Raw genomic sequence first — 22,481 nt, 5'->3', positions numbered from 1 at the left:
TCCGGACCGGAAGGGGGCTGTCATGGCCGACATCGGTGAGCCGCTCAGGCGTGTACTGCTGTCCGACCAGGTCTACAGCCGAGTCCGCGGCCTGATCGTCAGCGGGGACCTCAAGGCCGGGGATCGCCTGATCGAGGCGGAACTCGCCCGAGACCTCGGAGTCAGTCAAGCTCCGGTGCGGGAAGCGGTGAAGCGCCTGGTGCACGAGGGGCTCGCCGACCACGTCCCGCGGCGCGGCAGTTTCGTGGCCGACGTCTCCTCTCAGGACGCCGACGCCGCGCGGGCCGTGCGCGTCATCATCGAGGAGTTCGCCGCACGGGCGGTCGCCGAGCGGCCCGCGCCGCACGCGCTGGAATCCCTGCGCGACCAGGTGGACGCCATGCGGGAGGCTGCCGCCGCCGGCGACGTGGGCAGCTTCAGGGACGCGGACATCGCCTTCCACCGCGTCCTGTGCGAGGCGAGCGGCAACCCCTTCCTCTCCCGGATCTGGAAGCTCATGGAGCCCAGCCTGCGGGCACTGCGCGTCGTCTCCGACCCGCTGTTCACCGGTGACTGGCGCGAGATGGCCGACCAGCACGACGAACTCCTGACGGTGCTGGAGTCCGCGGACCCCGACCGCGCAGGGGCCGTGTTCGCCGCGCACGCGCGCGGCGACGACGGCATGCTCGGCCACGGCTGAACCACGGCTGAACCACGGCTGGGCCACAGCGGATCGCACGCGGCGACGGGGCTCTGACCAGCGTGGACGCGCTCCACGTCGTCCTGCCGGTCCAGGTCCGCGCCGGGCCCGCGCGAGCCCCCGCCCGTCCATCGGGCGCCCATGCCGTCGGCGAAATCCTCTGAGGAGCTGTCCGGCGTTCCACCTCTCGTCGTCGCCGTGCGACAGGCACGGCAGGCCCTGACGGCGGTGCGGCACCCGCTCCCGCCCCGCGCCGGCGCAACCCGCACCCCTTCCGGCACGCCCGGCCCATCCGCACGCCCTGCTGCGGGCCGCTGCGAGTGAGCCCACGGCCACGGCGCGCAACCTGGCCGTCCGAGCCCGTTCCCCGACGCGCACCGCTTCCTTACGCGACGCCCGAGCAACGCCCTATAGTGACCGCCGATTCGCGATAATCGATAGGCGATGGGAGCAAGATGGACTGGAAACGTCGCGTGCTCATCCTCAGTACCGCTGCGATGGCCATAGCCGGGTCGGTGACCACCCCCGTATCGGCCCAGCCGGCAGGTACCACCCGCTACGTGAGCACCACAGGTTCCGACGCGAACCGCGGCACCGCGAAGTCCCCCTTCCGCACCGTGCAGAAGTGCGCGACGGTCGCCGTCCCCGGCGACACCTGTGTGATCGCGTCCGGCACCTACCGGGAGACCGTCACTCCCGCCCGCAGCGGAACCGCCTCCGCCCGGATCACCTATCGGGCCGCGCCGGGAGCGGACGTCGTCATCGACGGGAGCGACCCGGTCACCGGATGGTCCGCAGTGACTCCGTCGGACCTGTCGAAGCTGGAGGCGGCGGATCCGACGCTGGCAGGCTCGGACTTCTCCGAGGCCGTCTCCGACGGCAAGATCTACCAGACCAGCGTGGTGCTCGACCCGGATCTGCCGGGCAACCAACTGTTCGTCGACGGCCGTATGCTCGGCGAGGCCCAGTGGCCCTACCCCGGCACCGAACCGACACGCCCGCACTACAACTCGGCCGACTCGGGTACGACCGACACCCTGTACGACTCCGCCCTGACCCAGCCCGCCGGGTACTGGGAAGGGGCACGACTGACCTCGCACAACTGGTTCGTCAGCGAGACCGGCACCGTCACCAGCTCCAGCGTCGGCTCCGTGACGGCGTCCGGCCTGCCCGCCTGCGTCGGCCTCAGCCCCAACCAGCAGAACCTCTACTCCCTCACCGGAAAGCTGCAGGCCTTCAGCCACTCCGGTCAGTGGTTCTACGACGACGCCACGCACAAGCTGTACCTGTGGATGGCCGACAGCGGCAGTCCCGCCGGACACGTCGTGGAGGCCAAGCAGCGCAACGTCGCCATCGATCTGTCGGGACGCTCCTACATCTCGGTCGTCGGCTTCGGCATCCGCTCGGCCACGGCCCAGACGTCCGCGTCGTCCACCCACAATGTGCTGGACGACATCGACGCCCGATACGTCTCCCACTACATGGACCTGAAGATCGACCCGGGCAAGGTCACACCGACCGACCCGTGCGACGTGCTGACGGCCGGTGAGACCACCAGCGGCATCCTCCTGCGGGGCACCGCGAACACCCTGCGCGACAGCAGGATCGACTACAGCGCCGGCAACGGGGTCCTGGCCGCCGGTTCCGGCAACGTGGTGACCAACAACCTCATCACGCGCGTCGACTACCGCGGCAGCTACGCCGCCGGGGTCAACGTGCTCGGCAGCGACCACACCATCACGCACAACACCGTGACCAACAGCGGCCGCAGCAGCATCAACATCGACAACAAGGTCGCCGGCACGACGTCCTCGGGCCACGACATCGCGTACAACGACCTGTCGGACTACGGGAACCTCGTCGTCGACGTCGGCGCGATCTACATCTGCTGCCGGGTCGACCTCGCGGGCACGGAGATCCACCACAACCTCCTGCACGACGCCGCGCCCTTCGCGGCCAGCGCACCGGCACCAGGCGTCTACCTGGACCTCTCCACCTACAACGGGACCGTCCACAACAACGTGGCGTGGAACCGCACCACCTACGGCGCCGTGCTGATCAACCCCAACGGAGGCACCACCTCCGGGAACCGCATCTACAACAACACCAGCGGCACCGACCGCAAGTCCGTCAGCCTCTTCTCCGGCACGTACACGGACACCGAGGTGGCCAACAACATCGGTGACGCCGACACCATGGACGGAGTGTCCTCGACCAACAACCTCCCCCACGCGGCGGGCCCGGAGTTCACCAACCCGGCGGCGTACGACTTCACCCTCGAACCGACGTCGCCCGCACGCAACTACGCGCTGGTCCGTCCGCCGGCCACCGACGGGTACACCGACCCGAAGCCGAGCGCCGGCGCCTACCAGTACGGTGCGTCCAAGTGGACGGCCGGAGTGGCGCAGGTCGTCGCCGGCCTGCCGAAGGTGACGCACGTCGGTGACGACGAGGTGCCGGCCGACGCCGCCCCGGTAATTGCCGGCGGCGACCAGGTCCGGGTCGAGGTCACCGTCCGTAACGACAGTGCGCGGCCGGTCCTCGCGCCACGGGTCGAGCTGACGACGCCCGACGGCTGGACTGCCCGTCCGCTCGGCAAGGCACCCAAGCTGCTGGGCTCCCACCGCTCCGCGACCTTCGCCTTCTCGGTGACGCTGCCGGCGACGGCCGAGCCGGGCAGCTCCACGTCGCTGACCGCCACCACGTCGTACAGGGTGATCGGCAAGAAGCGGCTGCGGCAGGAGACGGCCGCGTCGGTGGTCGTGGCACCGGCGCCGCCGGACGGCGACGTCGCGCTGTCGCACCACAAGTGGATCAGCGCCACCAGCGGCTGGATGAGCCCGACGGTCGACATGAGCGTCGGCGGCTGGTCGCCGATCAGCATGCTGGGCCAGGTCCACCCGACGGGCATCGGCGTCGCCTCGCCTTCCACGGTCCGCTACTACGTGGGCGACAAGTGCAGCCGGCTGACCGCGACCGTCGGCATCGACGACGCGGTGCGCAACGTCGGCCCGGAGGGCGGCACATCGACCTTCAAGGTGATCGGTGACGGCCGGGTGCTGTTCGACAGCGGTGTGGTGACCCGTGACGAGACCCGCGAGGCAGACGTCGACCTGACCGGCGTCCGGGTGCTCGACCTGGTGGTCGGCGACGCCGGCGACGGCGGCTACAACGACCGCGCCGACTGGGCCGGCCTGAACGCCGCCTGCTGATCCGGATCGGCCGTACCCGCGTGACACCTCACCCGGGTACGGCCGGTTCGCCAGGGCCTCGGGCCACGGTGGCCCATTCGACCTAGACGCCCTCTTCCCGAGGCTTCCGGACAGCTTGCTCGCCGCCGCCGGCCGGCAGGTCTCCCGGCTCGACGGCGCCGGCTGAACCGCCCTTGCCGGGAAGGTGGTTGAAGAGCAGGTTGAGCACGATCGCGGTGAGGCAGCCCGCGCTGATCCCGCTGTTCATGACGGTCTGGAACCAGTCCGGGAACCGGTCGTAGACCGTCGGCACCCCGACCGGCAGCACGCCCACCGCCACCGACACGGCCACCACGGTGAGGTTGTGGTTGTCGTGGAAGTCGACCTGCGCCAGCGTCCTTACCCCGCTCGCCGCGACCGTCCCGAACATCACCAGCCCCGCGCCACCGAGCACCGGCTCCGGAATCGCGGCCACCACAGCGCCGAGCTTGGGCAGCAGCCCGAGCACCACCAGCATGCCGCCCGCCGCCGCGACCACCCAGCGGCTGCGCACCCGGGTCATGCCGACCAGGCCCACGTTCTGCGCGTACGCCGTGTACGGGAAGGTGTTGAAAACACCGCCGAGCACCGTCGACAGCCCGTCGGCGCGCAGCCCGTCGGCCAGCGGGCGCGGCTCGATCCTGCGCCCTGTCATCTCACCGACCGCGATGAAGTCGCCGGTCGTCTCGGTCATGGTGACCAGGGCGACCACCAGCATCGCCGCGATCGCCGACACCTCGAACACCGGCGCGCCGAAGTGGAACGGTGTGCTGACCCCCAGCCAGTCGGCGTCCTCGACGCCACCGAAGTCCGTGAACCCGAAAGGCACCGCCACCGCCAGGCCCACCACGATCCCGATCAGCACCGCGATCCGGCTCAGGAACGGCGGCGCGAAACGCTGCACGCCCAGCACCACCGCCAGCACGAAGGCGGCCAGCGCCAGGTTCCCCGGCGCCCCGAAGTCCTCGGAACCCACCCCGCCGGCCGCCCAGTTGCCCGCCACCGGCAGCAACGAGACACCGATGATCAGGATCACCGTGCCGGTGACCAGCGGCGGGAAGAAGCGCAGCAGCTTCCCGAACACGGGGGCGAGCAGCATGATCGCCAGGCCCGCGACGATCACCGAGCCGTAGATCGCGGGCAGTCCGCCACCCGTCGTCCCGATCAGCACCATGGGCGACACCGCGGCGAACGTGCAGCCCTGCATGATCGGCAGCCGCACGCCGAACCGCCAGAACCCGACGCACTGGATGAGCGTGGCGATGCCGCAGACCAGCAGATCCGCTGTGATCAGGTACGCCAGATCCGCGGGCGGCAGCTTCATGGCGCCGCCCACGATCAGCGGCACGGCCACCGCGCCCGCGTACATCGCGAGCACATGCTGCAACCCGAAGGCGGCCAGGTGCCGTACCGGTGGGACCTCGTCGACGGGGTGGACGGGGGCGGTGGTTGCCAAGGGGACTCCAGAGCGGCGGGCGAGCGGGAACGACCGAACGGCCAGCGACCGCGGGCGTCTTGAACAAGGTGTCGATGTCCGGCGCGTTGCCGCGACGTCTCACGGCCGGCCGTCGCGCCAGGGGGCCGCCGCGACTGCCGGCGCGGCCCTTCACAGGGCGCCGTGTGCCGCCGCCCGCAGGGCCTCCCAGTCCGGCAGCTTGACCGTACGGCGCCCGAGCGAGGCCCCCAGTTCCGCCTCGGCCCGCTCGATCGCCCGCCACCCGGACCACTGGACCGGCTCGACCCCCAGGTCCCGCAGCCGGGCGAGCGGGTCGGCCGGGACGTCCTTGCGCACGAGCACGGGGGCGTCCTGGAGCAGCGAGAGCACCGTCTCCTTGGCGCACGGGCGGTTGCTGCCGATGACCCCCGTCGGGCCGCGCTTGATCCAGCCCGCCACGTACTCGCCCGGCACGACGGCACCCTCACGCACCACGCGCCCGGCCAGGTGCGGCACGGTGTCGGTGGCCGGGTCGAACGGCAGCCCCTCCAGCGGCACCCCGCGATATCCCACCGACCGCAGCACCAACTGGGCCTCGATGACCTCGTACCGCCCCGTCCCGCGCACCCCGCCCCGTCCGTCGGGCAGCGTCCGCTCGCACCGCACCGCGCCGACCCGCCCACCGTCGGCCAGCAGCTCCACCGGGCGCAGGAAGAACCGCAGCCGGATGCTGCGCGGCAGGCCCTTCGCGGGCCCGGCGGCCCAGCCGCGCAGGACCTCCACGTTGCGGCGCTGCACCGCGGGCAGCGCGGACGGGTCGACGTACGCGGGATCCAGCGCCAACTCCTCGGGGTCCACGGTCACTTCAGCCTCCGACAGGGAGCCCAGCTCGCGCAGCTCCTTGGTGGTGAACCGGGCCTGCGAGGGACCGCGGCGCCCCACCATGTGGACGACGCCCACCCGGCTCGCCGCCAGTGCCGTCAGCGCCGCGTGCGGCATGTCGGTGGGGCTCAGTTCGGCCGCGCCGCGCGCCAGTATCCGGGTGACGTCCACGGCGACGTTCCCCACGCCGATGACCACGGCCGACCGCGCGCCGAGTACGAAATCGTCGGCCACGGTGTCCGGATGGGCGCTGTACCAGGACACGAACTCGGTCGCCGAGTGACTGCCCGGCAGGTCCTCACCCGGGATACCGAGGTGGCGGTCGGTGGCGGCGCCGACGCAGTACACCACCGCGTGGTACATCTCCCGCAGCCGGGCCGCCGGCACCCCGCCCGTGCCGATCCGGACGCCGCCGAGGAAGCGCACCCGCTCGTGCTCCAGGACCGTGCGCAGGTTGTTCTGCAGCGACTTGATCTTCTCGTGGTCGGGGGCCACGCCGTACCGCACCAGTCCGTACGGGCAGGGCAGCCGGTCCAGCACGTCGACGAGCACGGCGGGGTCCCGCTGGACGAGGGTCTGGGCGCAGTAGACCCCGCTCGGTCCGGACCCGACGACGGCGACACGCAGCACGGCGGCACTCCTTCGTCCGGTGGGTCACCGGTGGATCGTCCGGTGCAGCACAGGAGATCGCTGATGGTTTCCAGCATCGCACCGGCCCGGCTCCACTGACAGGGTGCCGGGCGCAACGGGCTGCGTGTCCGTCCGAATGGAGTGCGGCCGGGCCGTCCGGGGCGGCCCGCCGCTCAGAGCATCGCGCGCATCCGCGTGATCTCGCTCGTCTGCTGGGCGATCACATCGTCGGCCATCTCCTCGATCCGGACGTTGTTGCCCTCGGCCTTCACTTCCGCCGCCATCGTGACCGCCCCCTCGTGGTGGGTGATCATCAGCGCCAGGAAGAGCCGGTCGAACGCCTCGCCCCGCGCCGTCCGGAGCTCGCCCAGTTGTTTCTCGGTCGCCATGCCCGGCATCGCGGCATGGTCGTGACCTCCGCTCCGCTCCGGCTTCCCGTGCTGCTTCAGCCAGCTGCGCATGACCTCGATCTCCGGTCGCTGAGCGGCGTCGATCCGCTCGGCCACCTTCCCCACCTGCGAGGACTCGGCGCGGTCCGGGACGAGCCCGGTCATCACCAGCGCCTGTGAGTGATGCTCGATCATCATCCGCGCGTAGTCGGCGTCGGCGGAGTTGGGGGTGTCGTCGTCCGCGCGCTGTGCCGCCGCGTCCTCGGCCGACAGGGTCCGGTTCGCCTCGCCGGGCTTGCCGGGCACGATCACCGACGGCCCGCCGGCCCCGTTCGGTCGGGTGTCCGCGCCGGACTCGCAGGCCGTGAGAGCGAGCACCGCCAGCGCGGTCAGCGACACCACGGAGCGCACCGCCCGGCCGAAAACCTGTGTCACATCTCGGTTTCCCTCTATTGATCTGTGCATGGCGACGACGATACTGCGGAGATCCGTGACCCGTTCCCCAGCGAACGGAATCCAGGAGGACGCAGTGATCCTGTCGAACGACCCCCGAACACGGCTCAGACGTCTCGGCGTTGCCACCGCCGCTGCCGGACTGCTGGCCGCCTTGCTGACGGCCCAGCCGGCGACCGCGACCCCCGACCCGGGCGACGCCCCGTCGGCCGGCAAGGAGGTGTCCAGCAGCACCCGGGCCGAGGTGCGCGAGGCGCTGGCATCCGGTGAGATCCCCGGAGTGGACGAGATCGTCACCTCCGCCAACATGGAGCACCTGACCAACATCCCGAAGGACGTGCTGCCCGGCACCAACTCGGACCTGGCCTTCCAGGGCAGGTACGCCTTCGCCGGAAACTATGACGGTTTCCGCATCTTCGACATCAGCAACCCCAGGGCTCCCAAGACCGTCGCCCAGGTGCTGTGCCCCGGCTCGCAGAACGACATCTCCGTCTCCGGCGACCTGCTGTTCCTGTCGACCGACTCCTCGCGCAGCGACAGCAGTTGCAGCAGCACCACCCAGCCGGTGACCGAGAAGTCCTCCTGGGAGGGCATGAAGGTCTTCGACATCAGCGACAAGCGCAACCCGCGCTACGTCGCCGCCGTCGAGACCGCCTGCGGCTCGCACACCCACACGCTGGTCCCCGAGCGCCGCAACGTCTACGTGTACGTCTCCTCGTACTCGCCGAACGCTGCCTACCCCGATTGCCAGCCGCCGCACGACGGCATATCCGTCATCAAGGTGCCGCGCCACGCGCCGGAGAAGTCGGCGGTCGTCGGCTTCCCGGTGCTCTTCCCGGGAGAGGGACCCGACGGTGGCGGCAACCCCGGTGGACCCACCAACCCCGGCGTCTCCAAGACCACCGGCTGCCACGACATCACCGTGCTGCCCTCCAAGGACCTGGCTGCCGGCGCCTGCATGGGTGACGGCATCCTGTTCTCCATCAAGGACCCGGAACGCCCGAAGGTCATCGACCGCGTCCAGGACAACGTCAACTTCGCGTTCTGGCACTCGGCGACCTTCAACCTCCGGGCGAACAAGGTCGTCTTCACGGACGAGCTGGGCGGTGGCGGTGCGGCCACCTGCAACGCGGAGATCGGCCCCGACCGGGGCGCCGACGGCATCTACGACATCGTCGGCAAGGGCGACCGGCGCGAGCTCGTCTTCCGCAGCTACTACAAGATCCCCCGGCACCAGGCGAACACCGAGAACTGCGTCGCGCACAACGGTTCGATGATCCCGGTCCGGGGCCGCGACATCATGGTGCAGGCCTGGTACCAGGGCGGCGTCTCCGTCTGGGACTTCACCGACTCGACCCGCCCCAAGGAGATCGCCTACTTCGAGCGCGGCCCGATCAGCGCCGAGCAGCTCGTCGGTGGCGGCTCCTGGTCGGCGTACTACTACAACGGCTACATCTACTCGAACGACTTGGTGAAGGGCTTCGACGTGCTGAAGCTCGACGACCGGCGCACGGATCCCGCGCGGTGGGTGAAGCTGCGTGAGCTCAACGTGCAGACGCAGCCGGACTACTTCGACGACTGATCACCGGCGGGCGGCCCGGCAGCATCCGACGGGTCGCCCGCCCCGGTCGCGAAGAAGCGCGACACGTCCGTCTCGCCGCTCCCGCCGGGCGCCTCGGTGCCCGGCGGGAACCCCTGGTCCAGGTCGAGGCCGTAGCGCCCGAACAGCTCGGCGCGCAGGGGAGCCACGGGCATGCCGACGTTCGGCAGCACCATCGCGTAGACCGCGCCCATGAGCAGCGCGCGCAGCATCGGATAGTCGGTCCCGGTGTCGCAGGAGCCGTGCCGGGCGACGGTGTCCCGGAGCAGTTCGGCGAGCCGCTGCTGCTCCGGGCACTGCACGAAACCTTCGACGTCCAGCAGTCCCGCCATGTGCTGGCGCATCAGTACGGTCCGGTCGCGGGCCAGCCCCAGGACGGCGTCGATGGCCCGCGCCATCCGCTCCCGCCCGTCCTCCGTCCGCGGCTCACGCTCCAGCGCCTCACCCAGCGTGCGGTGCATCAGCCGGTGGACCGCGGACTGGACCAGTTGGCGCTTGCCAGGGAAGTAGTACGACACCAGTCCGCGCGCCGATCCGGCCCGGTCCGCGATGTCGGCGAGCGTCGTCGCCTCGTATCCCCGTTCGCTCACCAACTCGACCGCCGCCTGCAGCAGCCGCTCCCGGGAACGCCGCCGCAACTCTTCATTGACCGAGGCGCTACGGGGGGTCATGCTGTAACTCCTGCGTTGACTGGTTGCCAGCCAACTATACTCAGCGCGTCCGGACCGGCATGTGAGCAGCCGGTTCCGGCGGTGCCGTCCTGCCCCGGGCGACGCGGGGGATCGTCCGGGGCGGGCGGTGTTCCGGCGCGGACAGCACATCAGCCGGTACGTCCGTCCACGTCCCGGCCCGCACCCGTCGATGTCCCGGCCCACAGCTGTCGATCATGGTCGCCGGCGTTCGTGGGCGGCCACCGCCAACGCCACCACCAGCGCACCCAGCAGCCAGCCGCCGACCACGTCCGTCAGCCAGTGCACGCCGAGCCACACGCGGGTCAGTCCGACGCCGGACACCGAGACGACGGCCACGGCGAGGACCGTACGGAACAGGGTGCGGTCGGCGCCGTGGTGGTGCAGCAGCCACAGCAGCAGGCCCAGGACCACGGTGGCCGTCATGGCGTGGCCGGACGGGTAGGCCGCGTACTGGGCGGAGTCGACGGGGTCCGACCACTGGGGCCGTTCACGGCCGACCGCGGCCTTCAGCCCCTGCTGCACCCCGGTGGTCACCGCGACCGTGACCACCAGCCACAGCGCCGTCCACCGGGCCGAGCGCCGCAGCACCAGCCACACCGCGACCGCCGCGCACAGGATGCGCATCGTCATGGGGTCCCAGACCCAGTCCGAGAGGACCCGGCACGCCTGTGTGAGTCCGGACCGGTCGAGGGCCCAGTCGTGGGTGGTCCGCGCGATCATCCGGTCCAGGGTCATCAGCGGGCCCCAGCCGGTGGCGACCAGCACGAGCAGCAGCAGCGAACCCAGCGCCAGCGCCGTCGCGGCTCGTACGGCCGGGCGAGGCTCGGACGTACGGGGCGGGGAGTCGACGGACAGGTTGTGCATGGTGAGATCTTTACCAACTCTTGGGGTGGGAGACCACTGTCCGAGAGTTCCGGGACAAAGGAAGACTGGATTCCACCCTAGGCTCGCCCAAGCATCCCGGGCCGGCACGGCGGCTCCGGGCGTGGCGGGTGCTACCCCAGCACGCGCAGCGCCGGTACGAACGCCACCAGGACCGGCACCACCGGCACCAGGGCCGCCGTCGCCGTGAGGCGCAGCCGGCGGGACGCGGGCAGGCGGGCCGGGGGAGTGAGCAGACGGTGCACGCGCTGGGACACGTGCGCGTGCGGGGCCGGGCCGGGACCGAACACCCCGCGGTCCTCGTTGAGTTCCACCAGGGCGAGAGCGGTGGTGAGCCTCCCGACGCGGCGCGAGGCCACGTCGTCCGCGGCGAGCTCGACCAGCCGGTGCATCTCGTCACGGAACGCGGCGAACACCGGCACCTGCGGAAACCCGCCCGCCAGCGCCGCGGAGCAGTGCAGCAGCCAGTCGTGCCGGGCCCGCGCGTGCCCCTGCTCGTGCGCGAGGACGGCGTCCAGCTGCCGCCCCCGCAGCCGGCGCAACGCCGCGGTGGTGACGACGAGCCGGGGCGGTGTGCCCGGCAGCCACCAGGCGTCCGGCCGCTCACCCTCCAGGACGACGAGACGCCCGTCGGCCGGTTCCTCGCCGGGCAGCAGCGGCGCCCGGACCAGCAGCTCGGCCCTTCGCCGCCGACGCAGCGCACGGGCCCGTGCGACCTCCCGCACCAGCATGGCCCCGCTCCACACCGCCCCGCCCGCGAGCGTCAGCGCGGTCGCCGCCGCCCAGGGGACCGCGACACCGAGCGCGTACGCCTCGACGACCGCGCGCGGTGCCGGCGCGAACACATGGCCCCGCACCGCGTGCCAGGCCGCCGCGGCGCTGAGTGTCATCGACAGCGCGCAGCACACCAGGACACCCGCCACCACGCACTGCCACACCCACAGGGCCACCACGGGTTCGCGGTCCGGCCAGTCGGCTCGGGCGAGCAGCCGTGGGGCCAGGACGGCGGTCAGGGCGCCGAGCAGCAGGAGCGCCGCGGGGACCATCATGGGAACAGCCTATGAGCGGGGGGCCGCTCAGAGGTAGGAATGATCGCCCAAGTGACGCAGGACACGAAGAGAGCTGTCACAGGGCGATGAGCATCGCGACCATGGCGATGCCCATGGCCAGGCGGCAGACCTGTGCCAGTTCGGGCCGGTCGCCCCAGCCGGCTGGGCCCGGGCCCCCCGCCACCGCCGGAACCGGGATCAGCCGGGCCCCGCTGAGCAGCACGTATCCCGCGAAGTACAGCAGGAGCGCGCCGGTGACCAGCGGGAGGCCCGAGCCGCCGTGCGCGTGGCCGGTCGTGTAGCCCGGGGAGAGGGTCATCGCCCACGCCATGTAGACCATCGCCGCGGCGCCCACCAGATGGTGCAGATGGTGCCTGCCGGTCCGCGCCACCCACAGGGCGCGCAGGGCCGCCGCGCCGAAGACGGCCGCGTAGACGGGCCAGGCCCACTGGGGTGGGCTGAACGCCGCCGCCGGTACGGCCATCGCGGCCATGCCGAACCCCATCAGCGCCTCGTCGCCCGCGCTACGGCGCTGCTCCTCGACGGCGCTGCGCAGGCGCAGCAGACAGTAGGCCCCGGTCGCCGTGCACAGCGCGACCAGCAGCCAGCCCGACGCGGCCGGTCCGTGCACCCGTACCTCCACCGCTCGACGGTCGGTCAGGGTTGCTCGATGGATAGGTATGCCCGTTTCGCGCGGCGCGCACGCGAGCGCAAGGGCGTACGCGGGGGCGTTCGGCGGAGCGCGTTCACCCTCCTGCGGCATTCGCCCTCACCGACCGCGGCACGGGCGCCTGTCGGGAACGCGCCCTCGCCGCCGCCGAACAGGCACGCGAGCACCCGCCCGCCTGCCGCAGGCACGCAGGACGCCGCGGCCCGTCCCACCCGGCAGCGGTGCTGTCGTGGCCCACCCCCGGGCACGCTCGACGCGGCACCAGGTGCCTCGCCGCCGGCCTGGTCGACCTGTGCGCCCCCCCATGGCGCCCTTCGGTCGGCGGCGGTGGGCCTCGGAGCGGGTCGTCCGAGCCGGACGGGCAGGACACCGTACGCTCGCCGCGACGGCACGACGCCGGGGGCTGCTCCTGGAGCGGGACGCCCGCGAGACGACGGAGGACGCACGGCCATGACGGGGACGAACGGGCCGGGGGCCGCCGGAGCGGACGAGAGCGGGCGGAGGCCGCGGGACGGCACCGAACCGACCGGCGGTCCGGGCGGTGCCGGCAGCTCCGATTCCTCCGGCGGCGCCACGGTGGGGGCCGGTGCCTGCGGTCAGGCACCCGGTGGCCCCGGCCGACGTGACACCGTCGCCGGAGTCGTCCACCAGTGGCACACCGTGCACCCCGGTCTCGACACCGGTCCCATGGAGATCATCGGCCGGGTCAACCGCTGTGCCGCCCTGCTGCAGCAGGCCGAGTACGCCCCGCTGCGGCGGGCGGGGCTCAGCCGGCCGGAGTTCGACCTGCTGGCCGCGTTGCGTCGCACCGGAGACGAGCTGACCCCGAGCGAACTGGCCCGGGAGACGTTCTCCTCCGGCGCCGCCGTGACCAAGCGCCTCAAGCGGCTCACCGGACGTGCCCTGGTCCAGCGCCGGGGTGACGACCGCGACCGCCGCGTCGCCCATGTCCGCCTCACCGACGCCGGACGCGATCTCGTCGACGCCGTGCTGCCCGAGCAGCTTGCCTGCGAGGGCGCCGTGCTGTCGGGGCTGGACGGGCCACGGCAGGGTGAACTCGCCACGCTGCTGGGGGAGTTGCTCGGACAGTTGGAGGGCCGTCCGGGTGCGACGGGAGGCTGAGGCCCGCGCCGGGTGTGCGGATTCCGCGGTGTGGGCGCGGGCGCACGTGGGACGGCCCCGGCTGTCGGATCAGTCGGCGTCGGTCATGCGGTGGACACCGAAGACCGCGCCCTGCGGGTCGCGCAGCACGGCGATCCGGGGGCCGTCCGGTACGGAGGTCGGCTCCATCAGGGCCGTGCCGCCCGCTTCCGCGGCCGTCGCGGCGGCGGCGTCGACGTCGGCCACCGCGAAGTACGGCAGCCAGTGCGGCGGCACCTCCTGCGGGAACTTGTCGTCCATGGTCATCATGCCGCCGAAGTCCTGTCCCGCGAGGCCCCACTGGGTGTAGTGCTCGGAGGCGTTCACGGTCCACCCGAAGACGGTCGTGTAGAAGTCGCGTGCGCCCGCCGGTTCCCGGGTGAGCAGCTCCACCCAGCCCAGCGCGCCGGGTGCGTTGAACACTCCGGCGCCCTCGAACGCCCGGGGCTGCCACAGCGTGAAGACGGCGCCGGACGCGTCGGCGGCCACCGCGAAGCGGCCCATGTCGAACACGTCCATCGGGCTCATCAGCACCGTCCCGCCGGCCGCCGTCACCTGCCGCGCGGTCTCGTCGGCGTCCCGGACGGCGAACGACACCGACCACGCGACGGGCTGCTCCTGCTGGTACAGCGGCGTCAGCGCGGCCACCGGCGTGTCTCCCAGGTGGGCGACGGTGTAGCCGCCCGCCTCCTGGCGCGGGTCCGTCTCGGACCGCCAGCCGAACAGCTCGGCGTAGAACCGCACGGCCTCCGCCATGTCGCTCGTGCCCAGCTCGACCCAGCAGGGGCCGCCGACCACCGGCTTGTGGAGCTTCATCGGACGTCCTTCCGCAGCGCGAGCCTCCAGCAGCACGCTAGTCCCGGCCACCGGCCGCGGCCATCCGGCGACCGGCCCGCGCGGGGACGCCGAAGGGGCGCTGGCCTCCGGTGCGGCCGTCCGCGACCGGCCCGCGCCCGCGCGGGGACGCCGCTGGACCGATGCGTTGGCCATGGTTCTCGTACGACCGGCCCGCGCCCGCGCGGGGACGCCGGCGACGGACGCGCCGGGCGGTCCCATCGGGCCCGGCCGGGCGTGAGGGAATGTCAGATGCCCGGCCGGTACCGGATCGGGTGGTCGTCCGGAACCTCCACCAGCACGATCGGCACGCCGTCCGGATCGGCGATCCACATCTCGACCAGCCCCCACGGCTCACGGACCGGCGGCCGGACGATCTCCACGTTCTTGGCCCGCAGTTCGTCGTGCGCGGCGGAGACGTCCTCGACCTGGAGCCAGAGCCTGACGGCCGGGGACGGCGGGGTCTCGGAGCGGCCGGAGAGTTCCAGGTGGCCACCGCCGAGGAAGTAGACGGTCCCGCGGTCCGGCCCGGTGCCGAATTCGCGATAGACGGCGAGACCCAGCCGCTCGCCGTAGAAGGCGCGGGACCGCTCGGGGTCGGTGGGCCGCAGCAGGATCCGTCCGCTCAGTACATGCACCATGCACCCGGAGCCTAGTGGCAGCATTACGCTCGTCGGTGCCCGAGCCGCGCCGGAGAATTCGGAGAGACACCCCATGGAGAGCGCCGCCCACGGACTGACCTTCCGCGATGCCACCGACGCCGACGTGGAAACGCTGGTCGCACTGATCGAGTCCGCCTACCGGGGCGACTCCAGCCGGGTCGGATGGACCACCGAGGCGGACATCCTCCAGGGGCAGCGGACCGATCCGCAGGGCGTGCTGACCGTGATCAAGGCGCCGGACAGCAGGCTGCTGACCGTGCAGCGGGACGGCGCCGTCGTCGCCTGCTGCCAGCTCGAACGCCGGGACGCCCATGCCTACTTCGGCATGTTCGCCGTCAGCCCCGTACTCCAGGGCGCCGGCCTGGGCAAGGTGATCATCGCGGAGGCGGAGCGGCAGGTCCGCGAGGCATGGGGCGCCAGGGAGATGCACATGACCGTGATCTCCGTGCGCGAAGACCTCATCGCCTGGTACGAGCGGCGCGGCTACCGCCGTACGGGCCGGACGACCCCGTTCCCGTACGGCGACGAGCGCTACGGCATCCCGCAGCGCGACGACCTGCGGTTCGAGCTGCTCGTCAAGGAGCTGATGTAGCTCCCGGCCGTGAACCGGCCACGCTCCCCACGACGTCCACGGCCCACGCCCTCCACGACGACGCCTCGCCCCTGTCCGTAGGGGCCGACCACCGCAAGGATTCGGCCACGGCCCGTCCGGACCGCCTCCAGGGTGCGCGGCTCGGTCCGCCCTGCCTCGGTGACGGCCGGGGCGGGGTGACGGCATTGCGTCCCCACCGGACGGTGTCGCCTGAACCGTTCCGGGCAGAGGGGGATCGGGGCCATGTGTCTTCGTCCGAGCCATGTCAGACAGGAAAAAATGCGGTGACGGCGGGGGTGAAGCAGAACATTTTCCCGAGCCTCCCCTTGCTGGGTGAAACTCGCTACGTATACGGTTTCCTTACGCGAGGTTCTCCCGTGGAGGATGGGACATGACGGAAATTCTTGTGCAGGTGGGTTCGGAGGAGCGGGTTCCTCCCGTGGCCAGGGTGGTGGAGCACCCTGCCTGGCCCGTGCTCAAGGATGCCGTGGAGCAGATTCGGCCATGGCAGTCGAAGGACGGATCGATCGACTTCGAGGCCGAGAGTGCCCCTTCCCCGGCCGAGGCCGAGCTCGCCGCACGACGTGTCGTGGCCGCCGTCGAGGAGCTCGCCCCGCTTCTTCCGTACGACGCCGCCTACCACGCGGCCCTCGTGAAGGACGTGCGCCGCTGGGCCGACGAGGGCTTCCGGGTGCCCGACTTCCTGGACTCGCTGCTCGCCTTCCAGCCCGCCGCGAACCGCCGGGACGGCCTCCAGCACCTGGTCCTCTTCCCCATGTACACGCAGAACGGCAACCCCGACCGCAACCTCGAAGCGGTCGTGCTGCGCATGGTCTGGCCCCAGTGGCTGGCCGAGCTGGAGCGCACCCGTTACGACAACCCGCTCTTCTGCGGCATCACCTTCGAGGACTTCACGGCCGGGTACGACACCAACTCGGCCGTGCTCTTCCCCGAGACCATCGCCGTGCGCGAGGCCCCGGAGCGCTTCTCCTGGGGCGGCATCTTCTGCGACCGCGAAGCCGCACGCTTCCGCCGGGTCACCGATGCCGCCGTCGGCCTGCTCGGTCTCGAGCTGCCCGACGACATCGCCGCCATGGTCCACGACCAGAAGCGCTGCGAGGAGGCGTTCGTGCTCTGGGACATGGTCCACGACCGCACCCACAGCCGCGGCGACCTGCCGTTCGACCCGTTCATGATCAAGCAGCGCCAGCCGTTCTGGATGTACGGCCTGGAGGAGCTGCGCTGCGACCTCACCGCCTTCAAGGAGGCCGTGAAGCTGGCCGGGGAGGGCGTCCCGCAGGCCCGTGACGTGCAGTACGCGGTGCTCTTCGACCGTATGTTCCGCTTCCCGGTGACCGGCGAGCGGGTCCGCAACTACGACGGCCTCGGCGGTCAGCTGCTCTTCGCCTACCTGCACAAGCACGACGTCGTCCGCTGGACCGACAACAAGCTGTCCATCGACTGGGAGCGCGCTCCCCAGGTCACCAACGAGCTGTGCGCCGAGATCGAGGCCCTCTACCGGGACGGCATCGACCGCCCCAAGCTCGTGCACTGGTTCGCCGGCTACGAGCTGGTCTCCACCTACCTCGCCCCGCACCCGGGCTCCAAGTGGGCCAAGGGCCCGGACGCCCTGGACCTGACCCAGCCGCCGCGCAGACTCGTCGATGACGTGCTTCCGGACGAGTTTCCGCTGAGCATGTTCTATGAGGCGCTGTCCAAGAAGCTCAAGAACGTGATTGCCTCGACCAAGGGCATCACCGCGGACCCCGCCGAGCGGGTCGCCGCGTGAGCGTCCGCACCAAGAACGCTGCTCAGGAGGCGAGGATCATGGGGAACGGTGCTCTCAGCGGTGCGGTGATCGCGGTGGCCGGAGCGGGCGGACCCGCCGGCCGGGCGACGCTGCAGAGGCTGGCCGACGCGGGCGCGATCGTCGTCGCCTCCGACAACGATCCCGAGCGGCTCGCCGAGGCCGTGGACGCGGCCAGCTACGCGCACGGCGGCGCCACCGTCGTCGGCGACACGGTCGACCTGCTCGACCGGCAGGCGGCACAGGACTGGGCCGACCGCATCGAGAAGGACTTCGGGCGCGTCGACGGCCTGGTCCACCTCGTCGGCGGCTGGCGCGGCAGCGAGACCTTCACCAAGACCCGGCTCGACGACTGGGACCTGCTGGAGCTGCTGCTCATCCGCACCGTGCAGCACACCTCCCTCGCCTTCCACGAGGGCCTGCAGCGCAGCGACCGCGGCCGATACCTGCTGATCAGTGCGGCCGGTGCCAGCAAGCCCACCGCGGGCAACGCCGCGTACGCCGCGGCCAAGGCCGCCGCCGAGGCGTGGACGCTGGCCATGGCGGACTTCTTCAGCAAGGCCGGGGGCGAGCAGGGCCCGAACGCGGCGGCTGCGATCCTGGTGGTGAAGGCACTGGTGCACGAGGCCATGCGCGCCGACCGCCCCAACGCGAAGTTCGCGGGCTTCACCGACGTCGACGATCTGGCACAGGCCATCGTCGGCGTCTGGGACAAGCCCGCCGCCGAAGTGAACGGACAACGTCTGTGGCTGACCGAGAAGCCGTGAACCCTCCGAAGACCGACGCGCGTCGCCATCACGACCCGCAGGTCCGCGGTTTCGCCAGTGACAACTACGCCGGCGTCCACCCGGAGGTGCTCGCCGCCCTGGCCGTGGCCAACGGCGGGCACGAGGTGGCGTACGGCGGGGACGCCTACACCGAGAACCTCCAGCGTGTCGTGCGCAGCCACTTCGGCGCCACCGCGGAGGCGTTCCCGGTCTTCAACGGCACGGGTGCCAACGTCGTGGCACTCCAGGCGGTCACCGACCGCTGGGGCGCGGTGATCTGCGCGGAGAGCGCGCACATCAACGTGGACGAGGGCGGGGCCCCCGAGCGGATGGGCGGTCTGAAGCTGCTCACCGTGCCCACCCCGGACGGCAAGCTCACCCCTGAGCTGATCGACCGGCAGGCCTGGGGGTGGGAGGACGAGCACCGTGCGATGCCGCAGGTCGTGTCCATAACCCAGGCCACCGAACTCGGCACGGTCTACACGCCGGGCGAGATCCGCGCGATCTGCGAACACGCCCACGCGCACGGCATGAAGGTCCACCTGGACGGCTCCCGCATCGCCAACGCCGCCGCCTTCCTGGACGTCCCCATGCGGGCGTTCACCAACGCGGCCGGCGTCGACATCCTCTCCCTGGGCGGCACCAAGAACGGTGCCCTGTTCGGGGAGTCGGTCGTGGTGATCAACCAGGACGCCGTCAGCCACATGAAGCACCTGCGTAAGCTGTCGATGCAGCTCGCCTCCAAGATGCGCTTCGTGTCGGTCCAGTTGGAGGCCCTTCTGGCCAGGGACCTGTGGCTGCGCAACGCCCGCCACTCCAACGAGATGGCCCAGCGCCTCGCCGAGGGCGTCCGCGCGGTGCACGGGGTGGAGGTGCTCTACCCGGTGCAGGCCAACGCGGTCTTCGCGCGACTGCCGCACGACGCGAGTGAGCGCCTCCAGAAGCGGTTCCGCTTCTACTTCTGGGACGAGGCCGCCGGTGACGTGCGCTGGATGTGCGCCTTCGACACGACGGAGGACGACGTGGACGCGTTCGTCGCCGCGCTCAAGGAGGAGATGGCGCGGTAGGACGTCCGGCAGCGGCGTGGGGTCATCCGCTCGGCGGGAGATCCGGACGGCCGTCCGAACGGCCTTCCGAGCCGGAGTTCCGGCCGCTGACGTGGCATGCGTCGGCGGGGAACTGCGCGGCCCGAAGCCCTGACGCACCCGCGACCCGGCGGAGGCGTCGGCAGGGAGAGCACTCACGGACGCCGGTCCGCCCCGCATCGACATCCGCGACGCCGCCGCCCTGTCCGATCCACGCCGATGGCGCGGAGGGCCCGGCGGCCGTCGGCGCCGAGGAGCAGGTGGAGCACCCCGACGCCGGTCGTCGAGGCCGGGCGGCGGCCGAACTCGCCGGGCTGCTGGTCGAGTTCCTCCCGGCGCCCGCACGTCGGTGCGCGTCCCAGGGCCGGCGGGCCGAGCCGCCGGCCCGCCGGCACTCAGCGGTTCTCGGCCTCGCGGATCTGCTCCGGGGTCGGGGCCGTGCCGCCGAGGTGGGCGGGGAGCCACCAGTGGTCGTCCGTGCCGCGGGGACGGCCCGGGTAGGCACGCTGCGCGGCGTCCAGCAGCTCCTGCACCGTCTCGCGCAAGCGGCGCGTGATCGCTCCCGCGTACTGGTCGCTGGGGGCCTCGACGGCCTCGCCCACCCGCATCGTGACCGGGAGGTGGCTGCGCTTGAAGTTGCGCGGATGGCCCTTGGTCCACAACCGCTGGGTGCCCCAGACCGCCATCGGGATGAGGGGGACGCCCGCCTCCTGCGCCATGCGCGCCGCACCCGACTTGAAGCTCTTCAGCGTGAACGACTGCGAGATGGTGGCCTCCGGGAAGACCCCGACGATCTCACCGGAACGCAGCGAGTCCAGCGCGTGCTGGTAGGCCGCCTCGCCCTGCTTGCGGTCCACGGGGATGTGCCGCATGCCGCGCATCAGCGGACCGGAGATCCGGTGCCTGAACACGGACTCCTTCGCCATGAAACGCACCAGGCGCTTCTGCGGGAGCGCGGCCAGGCCGTTGAACACGAAGTCCAGGTAGCTGATGTGATTGCTCACCAGCACAGCGCCGCCCGAGCGCGGGATGTTCTCCGACCCCTGGCAGTCGATCTTCAGGTCCCAGGCCTTGAACAGGGTCTGTGCGAGACCGACGACGGGGCGGTAGACGAGTTCTGCCATGGGCGGGGTGGACCCTTCCTGCTCTGCCTGGGGAGGTACTCCCCGCCAGAAAGTTACGTAGCCGTAGGTTTACGGCATCTCGCAGATCGTCCCCCAAGAACGGCCGGGTAGCCAGCCCCCGTGCCCTGAGGACGCGAGATCCTCGTCACGTCGGCGTACAGATCCACCTCGTGCTTTTACGGCGGCTTTACTCCACTCGTACGGTGACCTGCTGCGCGAGCAGGTACATCTCGCACGCCACGCAGCAGCCCGACGTCGTGTGCACGAAGGCGGCGACGAGCACCGTCCCGGTCGCCAACAGGCCCAGCCAGAGCGGCCCGAGGGTGTAGCCGACCAGGCCGATCCCGGCCGGCAGCAGCCCCACCGCCTTGCGCGAACCGCGGCGGTCCGGGCTCCTGCCGCCCGGCGGCCGACCCCACCCGCGGCCGTACCAACCGGTGGAACGCCCAGTCGTACGGCGACGGCACGAACCGGTGGAACGCCCAGCCGTACGGCGAACGGCCTACACCGCCTGCCGCGCCGAGCGCGAACACCAGGGTCTGCGCTGCCGGCAGCCAGGCGTTCCCGGTGATCAGGACGACCGCCAGGACGACGGTCGTCACCGCCGCGGCGAAGCGCGGCCCCCTCACGTCGATGTCCATGAACTCGGGAAGCCGCAGCGACAAGGACCGCGGGAGGCGGGAATCTTTGCGGTCTCGTGAACGCTTGTGCTCGGCATGGCGGGAGTTTTGACGGACCGGGTGGTGTGCGCGCGTGCATGAGGAGTACGACGAGCGCGGTCACAGGCGGGTCGGCGCGGCCGAGCTGGGCGCCGGACTCGGTGAGCGCGCCACGCTGGTGCAGTTCTCCAGCGCCTTCTGCGCGCCCTGTCGCGCGACCCGGCGCGTCCTCGGCGACGTGGCCGCCCTGGTTCCCGGCGTCGCCCACGTCGAGATCGACGCCGAGGCCCGGCTGCAGCTCGTCCGCGCGCTCGGCATCGTGAGAACCCCGACCGTGCTCGTGCTGGACGCGGACGGGTGGATCGTGCGCCGGGCCGCGGGCCTGCCGCGCAAGGCCGATGTGATCGCCGCGCTGGGTGAGGCGGTCGGGGCCGCGACCTCGGAGTGATGCCCAGGACCCGGACCACGGGTCGAACTAGACTGTGCGCACCGTCCGTCGTCAGCTTGACCCCATGCCTTCGGACGTCCTTCTCTTCGGCCGGGTCCACGTCGACCTCGTGCGCACGGCGAGCGCGCGCTGTCCGGGACGCTGAACAGCACAGGATCCGCTCGTCGCCGCCCGCAGAAGGTCACCTCCATGACGGCCACCCCCGGCCACGCCACGCCCGCCCCTGTGCGATCCGCCGCTCCCGGACTGCTGCGTGCCGTCTTCCGGCGCCACGCGGCCGGCGTGGCGGTGATCACCGCGCGGGGTGCCGCCGGCCCGGTCGGATTCACCGCCACGTCCCTGACATCGGTCTCCGCAGAACCCCCGCTGGTGTCCTTCGGGACGGGCACCGGATCGTCCAGCTGGCCGGCGCTGTCGGTCGCCGGCCATGTCGGCGTGCACATACTCGGTGAGCATCAGCGGGAGCTGGCGGCCACCTTCGCCCGCAGCGGCGCCGACCGCTTCGCGGCGCCCACGGGCTGGCGCGAGGGCCCCGAGGGCGTTCCCGTGCTCGACGGGGTCTTGGCGTGGATGGTGTGCCGGGTGCACGCGCGTGTGCCCGCGGGCGACCACCGTCTCGTGCTCGCGGAGGTGGTGGGCGGCGATCCGGCGGGCGAGGGCCGGCCACTCCTCTACCACCAGGGACGCTTCACCGCGTTGCGCGACTGAGCCGGAGCCTTCTGCGGGACCGTCCAGTTCCGGTTACGCTGCGTTGCGAAGGTCACAGTTCAAA

At 71.7% G+C, this 22,481-nt stretch carries 21 protein-coding genes and 1 pseudogene; 11 read left to right on the top strand and 11 right to left on the bottom strand.

Annotated features, from left to right (window positions below; all coding sequences use genetic code 11):
• Positions 1-22 precede the first annotated feature (22 nt).
• Entirely contained in the window at positions 23-679 is a 657-nt protein-coding gene (locus ACWCPM_RS15835; RefSeq protein ID WP_450976738.1) for a GntR family transcriptional regulator, read from the top strand.
• Between the two features lie 560 nt (positions 680-1,239).
• Positions 1,240-3,891, top strand: a complete 2,652-nt coding sequence (locus tag ACWCPM_RS15830) for an NPCBM/NEW2 domain-containing protein (protein ID WP_450976737.1) — start codon at positions 1,240-1,242, stop codon at positions 3,889-3,891.
• An 82-nt stretch (positions 3,892-3,973) separates the two neighbouring features.
• Here the strand turns inward: ACWCPM_RS15830 and ACWCPM_RS15825 are convergent, their stop codons facing one another.
• The 3 genes from ACWCPM_RS15825 to ACWCPM_RS15815 form a co-directional block, all read right to left on the bottom strand.
• Positions 3,974-5,365 carry a nucleobase:cation symporter-2 family protein gene (locus ACWCPM_RS15825; RefSeq protein ID WP_450976736.1) on the bottom strand — a complete coding sequence of 464 codons (1,392 nt, stop codon included), beginning with the start codon at positions 5,363-5,365 and terminating at the stop codon, positions 3,974-3,976.
• 150 nt (positions 5,366-5,515) lie between these two features.
• Positions 5,516-6,856, bottom strand: coding sequence for an FAD-dependent oxidoreductase (locus ACWCPM_RS15820; protein WP_450976735.1), 1,341 nt, complete (start codon positions 6,854-6,856; stop codon positions 5,516-5,518).
• Positions 6,857-7,029: 173 nt separating this feature from the next.
• Entirely contained in the window at positions 7,030-7,710 is a 681-nt protein-coding gene (locus tag ACWCPM_RS15815) for a DUF305 domain-containing protein (RefSeq protein ID WP_450976734.1), read from the bottom strand.
• Positions 7,711-7,774: 64 nt separating this feature from the next.
• Between ACWCPM_RS15815 and ACWCPM_RS15810 the strand changes: the two genes are divergently transcribed.
• Positions 7,775-9,280 carry an LVIVD repeat-containing protein gene (locus tag ACWCPM_RS15810; protein ID WP_450976784.1) on the top strand — a complete coding sequence of 502 codons (1,506 nt, stop codon included), beginning with the start codon at positions 7,775-7,777 and terminating at the stop codon, positions 9,278-9,280.
• Here the strand turns inward: ACWCPM_RS15810 and ACWCPM_RS15805 are convergent.
• The 4 genes from ACWCPM_RS15805 to ACWCPM_RS15790 form a co-directional block, all read right to left on the bottom strand.
• On the bottom strand, positions 9,265-9,969 hold the full coding sequence (locus ACWCPM_RS15805; RefSeq protein WP_450976733.1) for a TetR/AcrR family transcriptional regulator: 705 nt from the start codon (positions 9,967-9,969) through the stop codon (positions 9,265-9,267). The two genes, ACWCPM_RS15810 and ACWCPM_RS15805, sit on opposite strands and share 16 nt — an antisense overlap.
• Before the next feature lie 213 nt (positions 9,970-10,182).
• Positions 10,183-10,854, bottom strand: coding sequence for a phosphatase PAP2 family protein (locus ACWCPM_RS15800; RefSeq protein ID WP_450976732.1), 672 nt, complete (start codon positions 10,852-10,854; stop codon positions 10,183-10,185).
• Between the two features lie 131 nt (positions 10,855-10,985).
• Positions 10,986-11,921, bottom strand: coding sequence for a M56 family metallopeptidase (locus ACWCPM_RS15795; RefSeq protein WP_450976731.1), 936 nt, complete (start codon positions 11,919-11,921; stop codon positions 10,986-10,988).
• Positions 11,922-11,997: 76 nt separating this feature from the next.
• A complete protein-coding gene (locus ACWCPM_RS15790) occupies positions 11,998-12,552 on the bottom strand; it encodes a DUF5134 domain-containing protein (protein ID WP_450976730.1) in 555 nt (184 codons plus the stop codon).
• Between the two features lie 489 nt (positions 12,553-13,041).
• Between ACWCPM_RS15790 and ACWCPM_RS15785 the strand changes: the two genes are divergently transcribed.
• Positions 13,042-13,713, top strand: a complete 672-nt coding sequence (locus ACWCPM_RS15785; protein WP_450976729.1) for a MarR family winged helix-turn-helix transcriptional regulator — start codon at positions 13,042-13,044, stop codon at positions 13,711-13,713.
• A gap of 69 nt (positions 13,714-13,782) precedes the next feature.
• On the opposite strand, the gene ACWCPM_RS15780 is transcribed toward ACWCPM_RS15785, so the two are convergent.
• Both ACWCPM_RS15780 and ACWCPM_RS15775 read right to left on the bottom strand, forming a co-directional pair.
• The gene (locus tag ACWCPM_RS15780) at positions 13,783-14,547 is read right to left on the bottom strand and encodes a VOC family protein (RefSeq protein WP_450976728.1); all 765 of its coding nucleotides are present in this window, start codon (positions 14,545-14,547) and stop codon (positions 13,783-13,785) included.
• A gap of 266 nt (positions 14,548-14,813) precedes the next feature.
• Positions 14,814-15,206 carry a VOC family protein gene (locus ACWCPM_RS15775; protein WP_450976727.1) on the bottom strand — a complete coding sequence of 131 codons (393 nt, stop codon included), beginning with the start codon at positions 15,204-15,206 and terminating at the stop codon, positions 14,814-14,816.
• A 73-nt stretch (positions 15,207-15,279) separates the two neighbouring features.
• On the opposite strand from ACWCPM_RS15775, the gene ACWCPM_RS15770 reads away from it, so the two are divergent.
• The 4 genes from ACWCPM_RS15770 to ACWCPM_RS15755 all read left to right on the top strand — a co-directional run bounded on the left by ACWCPM_RS15770 (position 15,280) and on the right by ACWCPM_RS15755 (position 19,460).
• Positions 15,280-15,819: a GNAT family N-acetyltransferase gene (locus ACWCPM_RS15770; protein ID WP_450976726.1), complete on the top strand. Its 540-nt coding sequence runs from the start codon at positions 15,280-15,282 to the stop codon at positions 15,817-15,819.
• A gap of 391 nt (positions 15,820-16,210) precedes the next feature.
• A complete protein-coding gene (locus ACWCPM_RS15765; protein ID WP_450976725.1) occupies positions 16,211-17,608 on the top strand; it encodes a DUF6421 family protein in 1,398 nt (465 codons plus the stop codon).
• Between the two features lie 38 nt (positions 17,609-17,646).
• Entirely contained in the window at positions 17,647-18,393 is a 747-nt protein-coding gene (locus tag ACWCPM_RS15760) for an SDR family NAD(P)-dependent oxidoreductase (RefSeq protein ID WP_450976724.1), read from the top strand.
• Positions 18,390-19,460, top strand: coding sequence for a threonine aldolase family protein (locus ACWCPM_RS15755; protein ID WP_450976723.1), 1,071 nt, complete (start codon positions 18,390-18,392; stop codon positions 19,458-19,460). The genes ACWCPM_RS15760 and ACWCPM_RS15755 overlap by 4 nt, the downstream gene beginning before the upstream one ends.
• 413 nt (positions 19,461-19,873) lie before the next feature.
• Here the strand turns inward: ACWCPM_RS15755 and ACWCPM_RS15750 are convergent, their stop codons facing one another.
• Both ACWCPM_RS15750 and ACWCPM_RS15745 read right to left on the bottom strand, forming a co-directional pair.
• On the bottom strand, positions 19,874-20,602 hold the full coding sequence (locus tag ACWCPM_RS15750) for a lysophospholipid acyltransferase family protein (protein WP_450976722.1): 729 nt from the start codon (positions 20,600-20,602) through the stop codon (positions 19,874-19,876).
• A 187-nt stretch (positions 20,603-20,789) separates the two neighbouring features.
• Positions 20,790-21,243, bottom strand: a pseudogene (locus ACWCPM_RS15745) (DUF4395 domain-containing protein).
• A gap of 112 nt (positions 21,244-21,355) precedes the next feature.
• Here ACWCPM_RS15745 and ACWCPM_RS15740 point away from each other — a divergent pair.
• The 3 genes from ACWCPM_RS15740 (at position 21,356) to ACWCPM_RS15730 (ending at position 22,417) form a co-directional block, all read left to right on the top strand.
• A complete protein-coding gene (locus tag ACWCPM_RS15740) occupies positions 21,356-21,709 on the top strand; it encodes a TlpA family protein disulfide reductase (RefSeq protein ID WP_450976721.1) in 354 nt (117 codons plus the stop codon).
• A gap of 64 nt (positions 21,710-21,773) precedes the next feature.
• A complete protein-coding gene (locus ACWCPM_RS15735) occupies positions 21,774-21,854 on the top strand; it encodes a putative leader peptide (protein WP_450976783.1) in 81 nt (26 codons plus the stop codon).
• A 44-nt stretch (positions 21,855-21,898) separates the two neighbouring features.
• Positions 21,899-22,417, top strand: a complete 519-nt coding sequence (locus ACWCPM_RS15730; protein WP_450976720.1) for a flavin reductase family protein — start codon at positions 21,899-21,901, stop codon at positions 22,415-22,417.
• Positions 22,418-22,481: the final 64 nt, after the last annotated feature.

This window comes from Streptomyces sp. NPDC002309 (assembly GCF_053593375.1).
The sequence above is the reverse complement of the archived record's forward strand: the minus strand, read 5'-3'. Positions and strand labels throughout refer to the sequence as shown.

Excerpts from the sequence above, each read along its gene's own strand:
- ACWCPM_RS15835 (WP_450976738.1), top strand. The coding sequence starts at position 23 with ATGGCCGACATCGGTGAGCCGCTCAGGCGTGTACTGCTGTCCGACCAG.
- ACWCPM_RS15730 (WP_450976720.1), top strand. The coding sequence starts at position 21,899 with ATGACGGCCACCCCCGGCCACGCCACGCCCGCCCCTGTGCGATCCGCC.
- ACWCPM_RS15775 (WP_450976727.1), bottom strand. The coding sequence starts at position 15,206 with ATGGTGCATGTACTGAGCGGACGGATCCTGCTGCGGCCCACCGACCCC.
- ACWCPM_RS15805 (WP_450976733.1), bottom strand. The coding sequence starts at position 9,969 with ATGACCCCCCGTAGCGCCTCGGTCAATGAAGAGTTGCGGCGGCGTTCC.
- ACWCPM_RS15760 (WP_450976724.1), top strand. The coding sequence starts at position 17,647 with ATGGGGAACGGTGCTCTCAGCGGTGCGGTGATCGCGGTGGCCGGAGCG.
- ACWCPM_RS15795 (WP_450976731.1), bottom strand. The coding sequence starts at position 11,921 with ATGATGGTCCCCGCGGCGCTCCTGCTGCTCGGCGCCCTGACCGCCGTC.
- ACWCPM_RS15780 (WP_450976728.1), bottom strand. The coding sequence starts at position 14,547 with ATGAAGCTCCACAAGCCGGTGGTCGGCGGCCCCTGCTGGGTCGAGCTG.
- ACWCPM_RS15815 (WP_450976734.1), bottom strand. The coding sequence starts at position 7,710 with ATGCACAGATCAATAGAGGGAAACCGAGATGTGACACAGGTTTTCGGC.
- ACWCPM_RS15765 (WP_450976725.1), top strand. The coding sequence starts at position 16,211 with ATGACGGAAATTCTTGTGCAGGTGGGTTCGGAGGAGCGGGTTCCTCCC.
- ACWCPM_RS15785 (WP_450976729.1), top strand. The coding sequence starts at position 13,042 with ATGACGGGGACGAACGGGCCGGGGGCCGCCGGAGCGGACGAGAGCGGG.
- ACWCPM_RS15750 (WP_450976722.1), bottom strand. The coding sequence starts at position 20,602 with ATGGCAGAACTCGTCTACCGCCCCGTCGTCGGTCTCGCACAGACCCTG.
- ACWCPM_RS15770 (WP_450976726.1), top strand. The coding sequence starts at position 15,280 with ATGGAGAGCGCCGCCCACGGACTGACCTTCCGCGATGCCACCGACGCC.
- ACWCPM_RS15800 (WP_450976732.1), bottom strand. The coding sequence starts at position 10,854 with ATGCACAACCTGTCCGTCGACTCCCCGCCCCGTACGTCCGAGCCTCGC.
- ACWCPM_RS15735 (WP_450976783.1), top strand. The coding sequence starts at position 21,774 with ATGCCTTCGGACGTCCTTCTCTTCGGCCGGGTCCACGTCGACCTCGTG.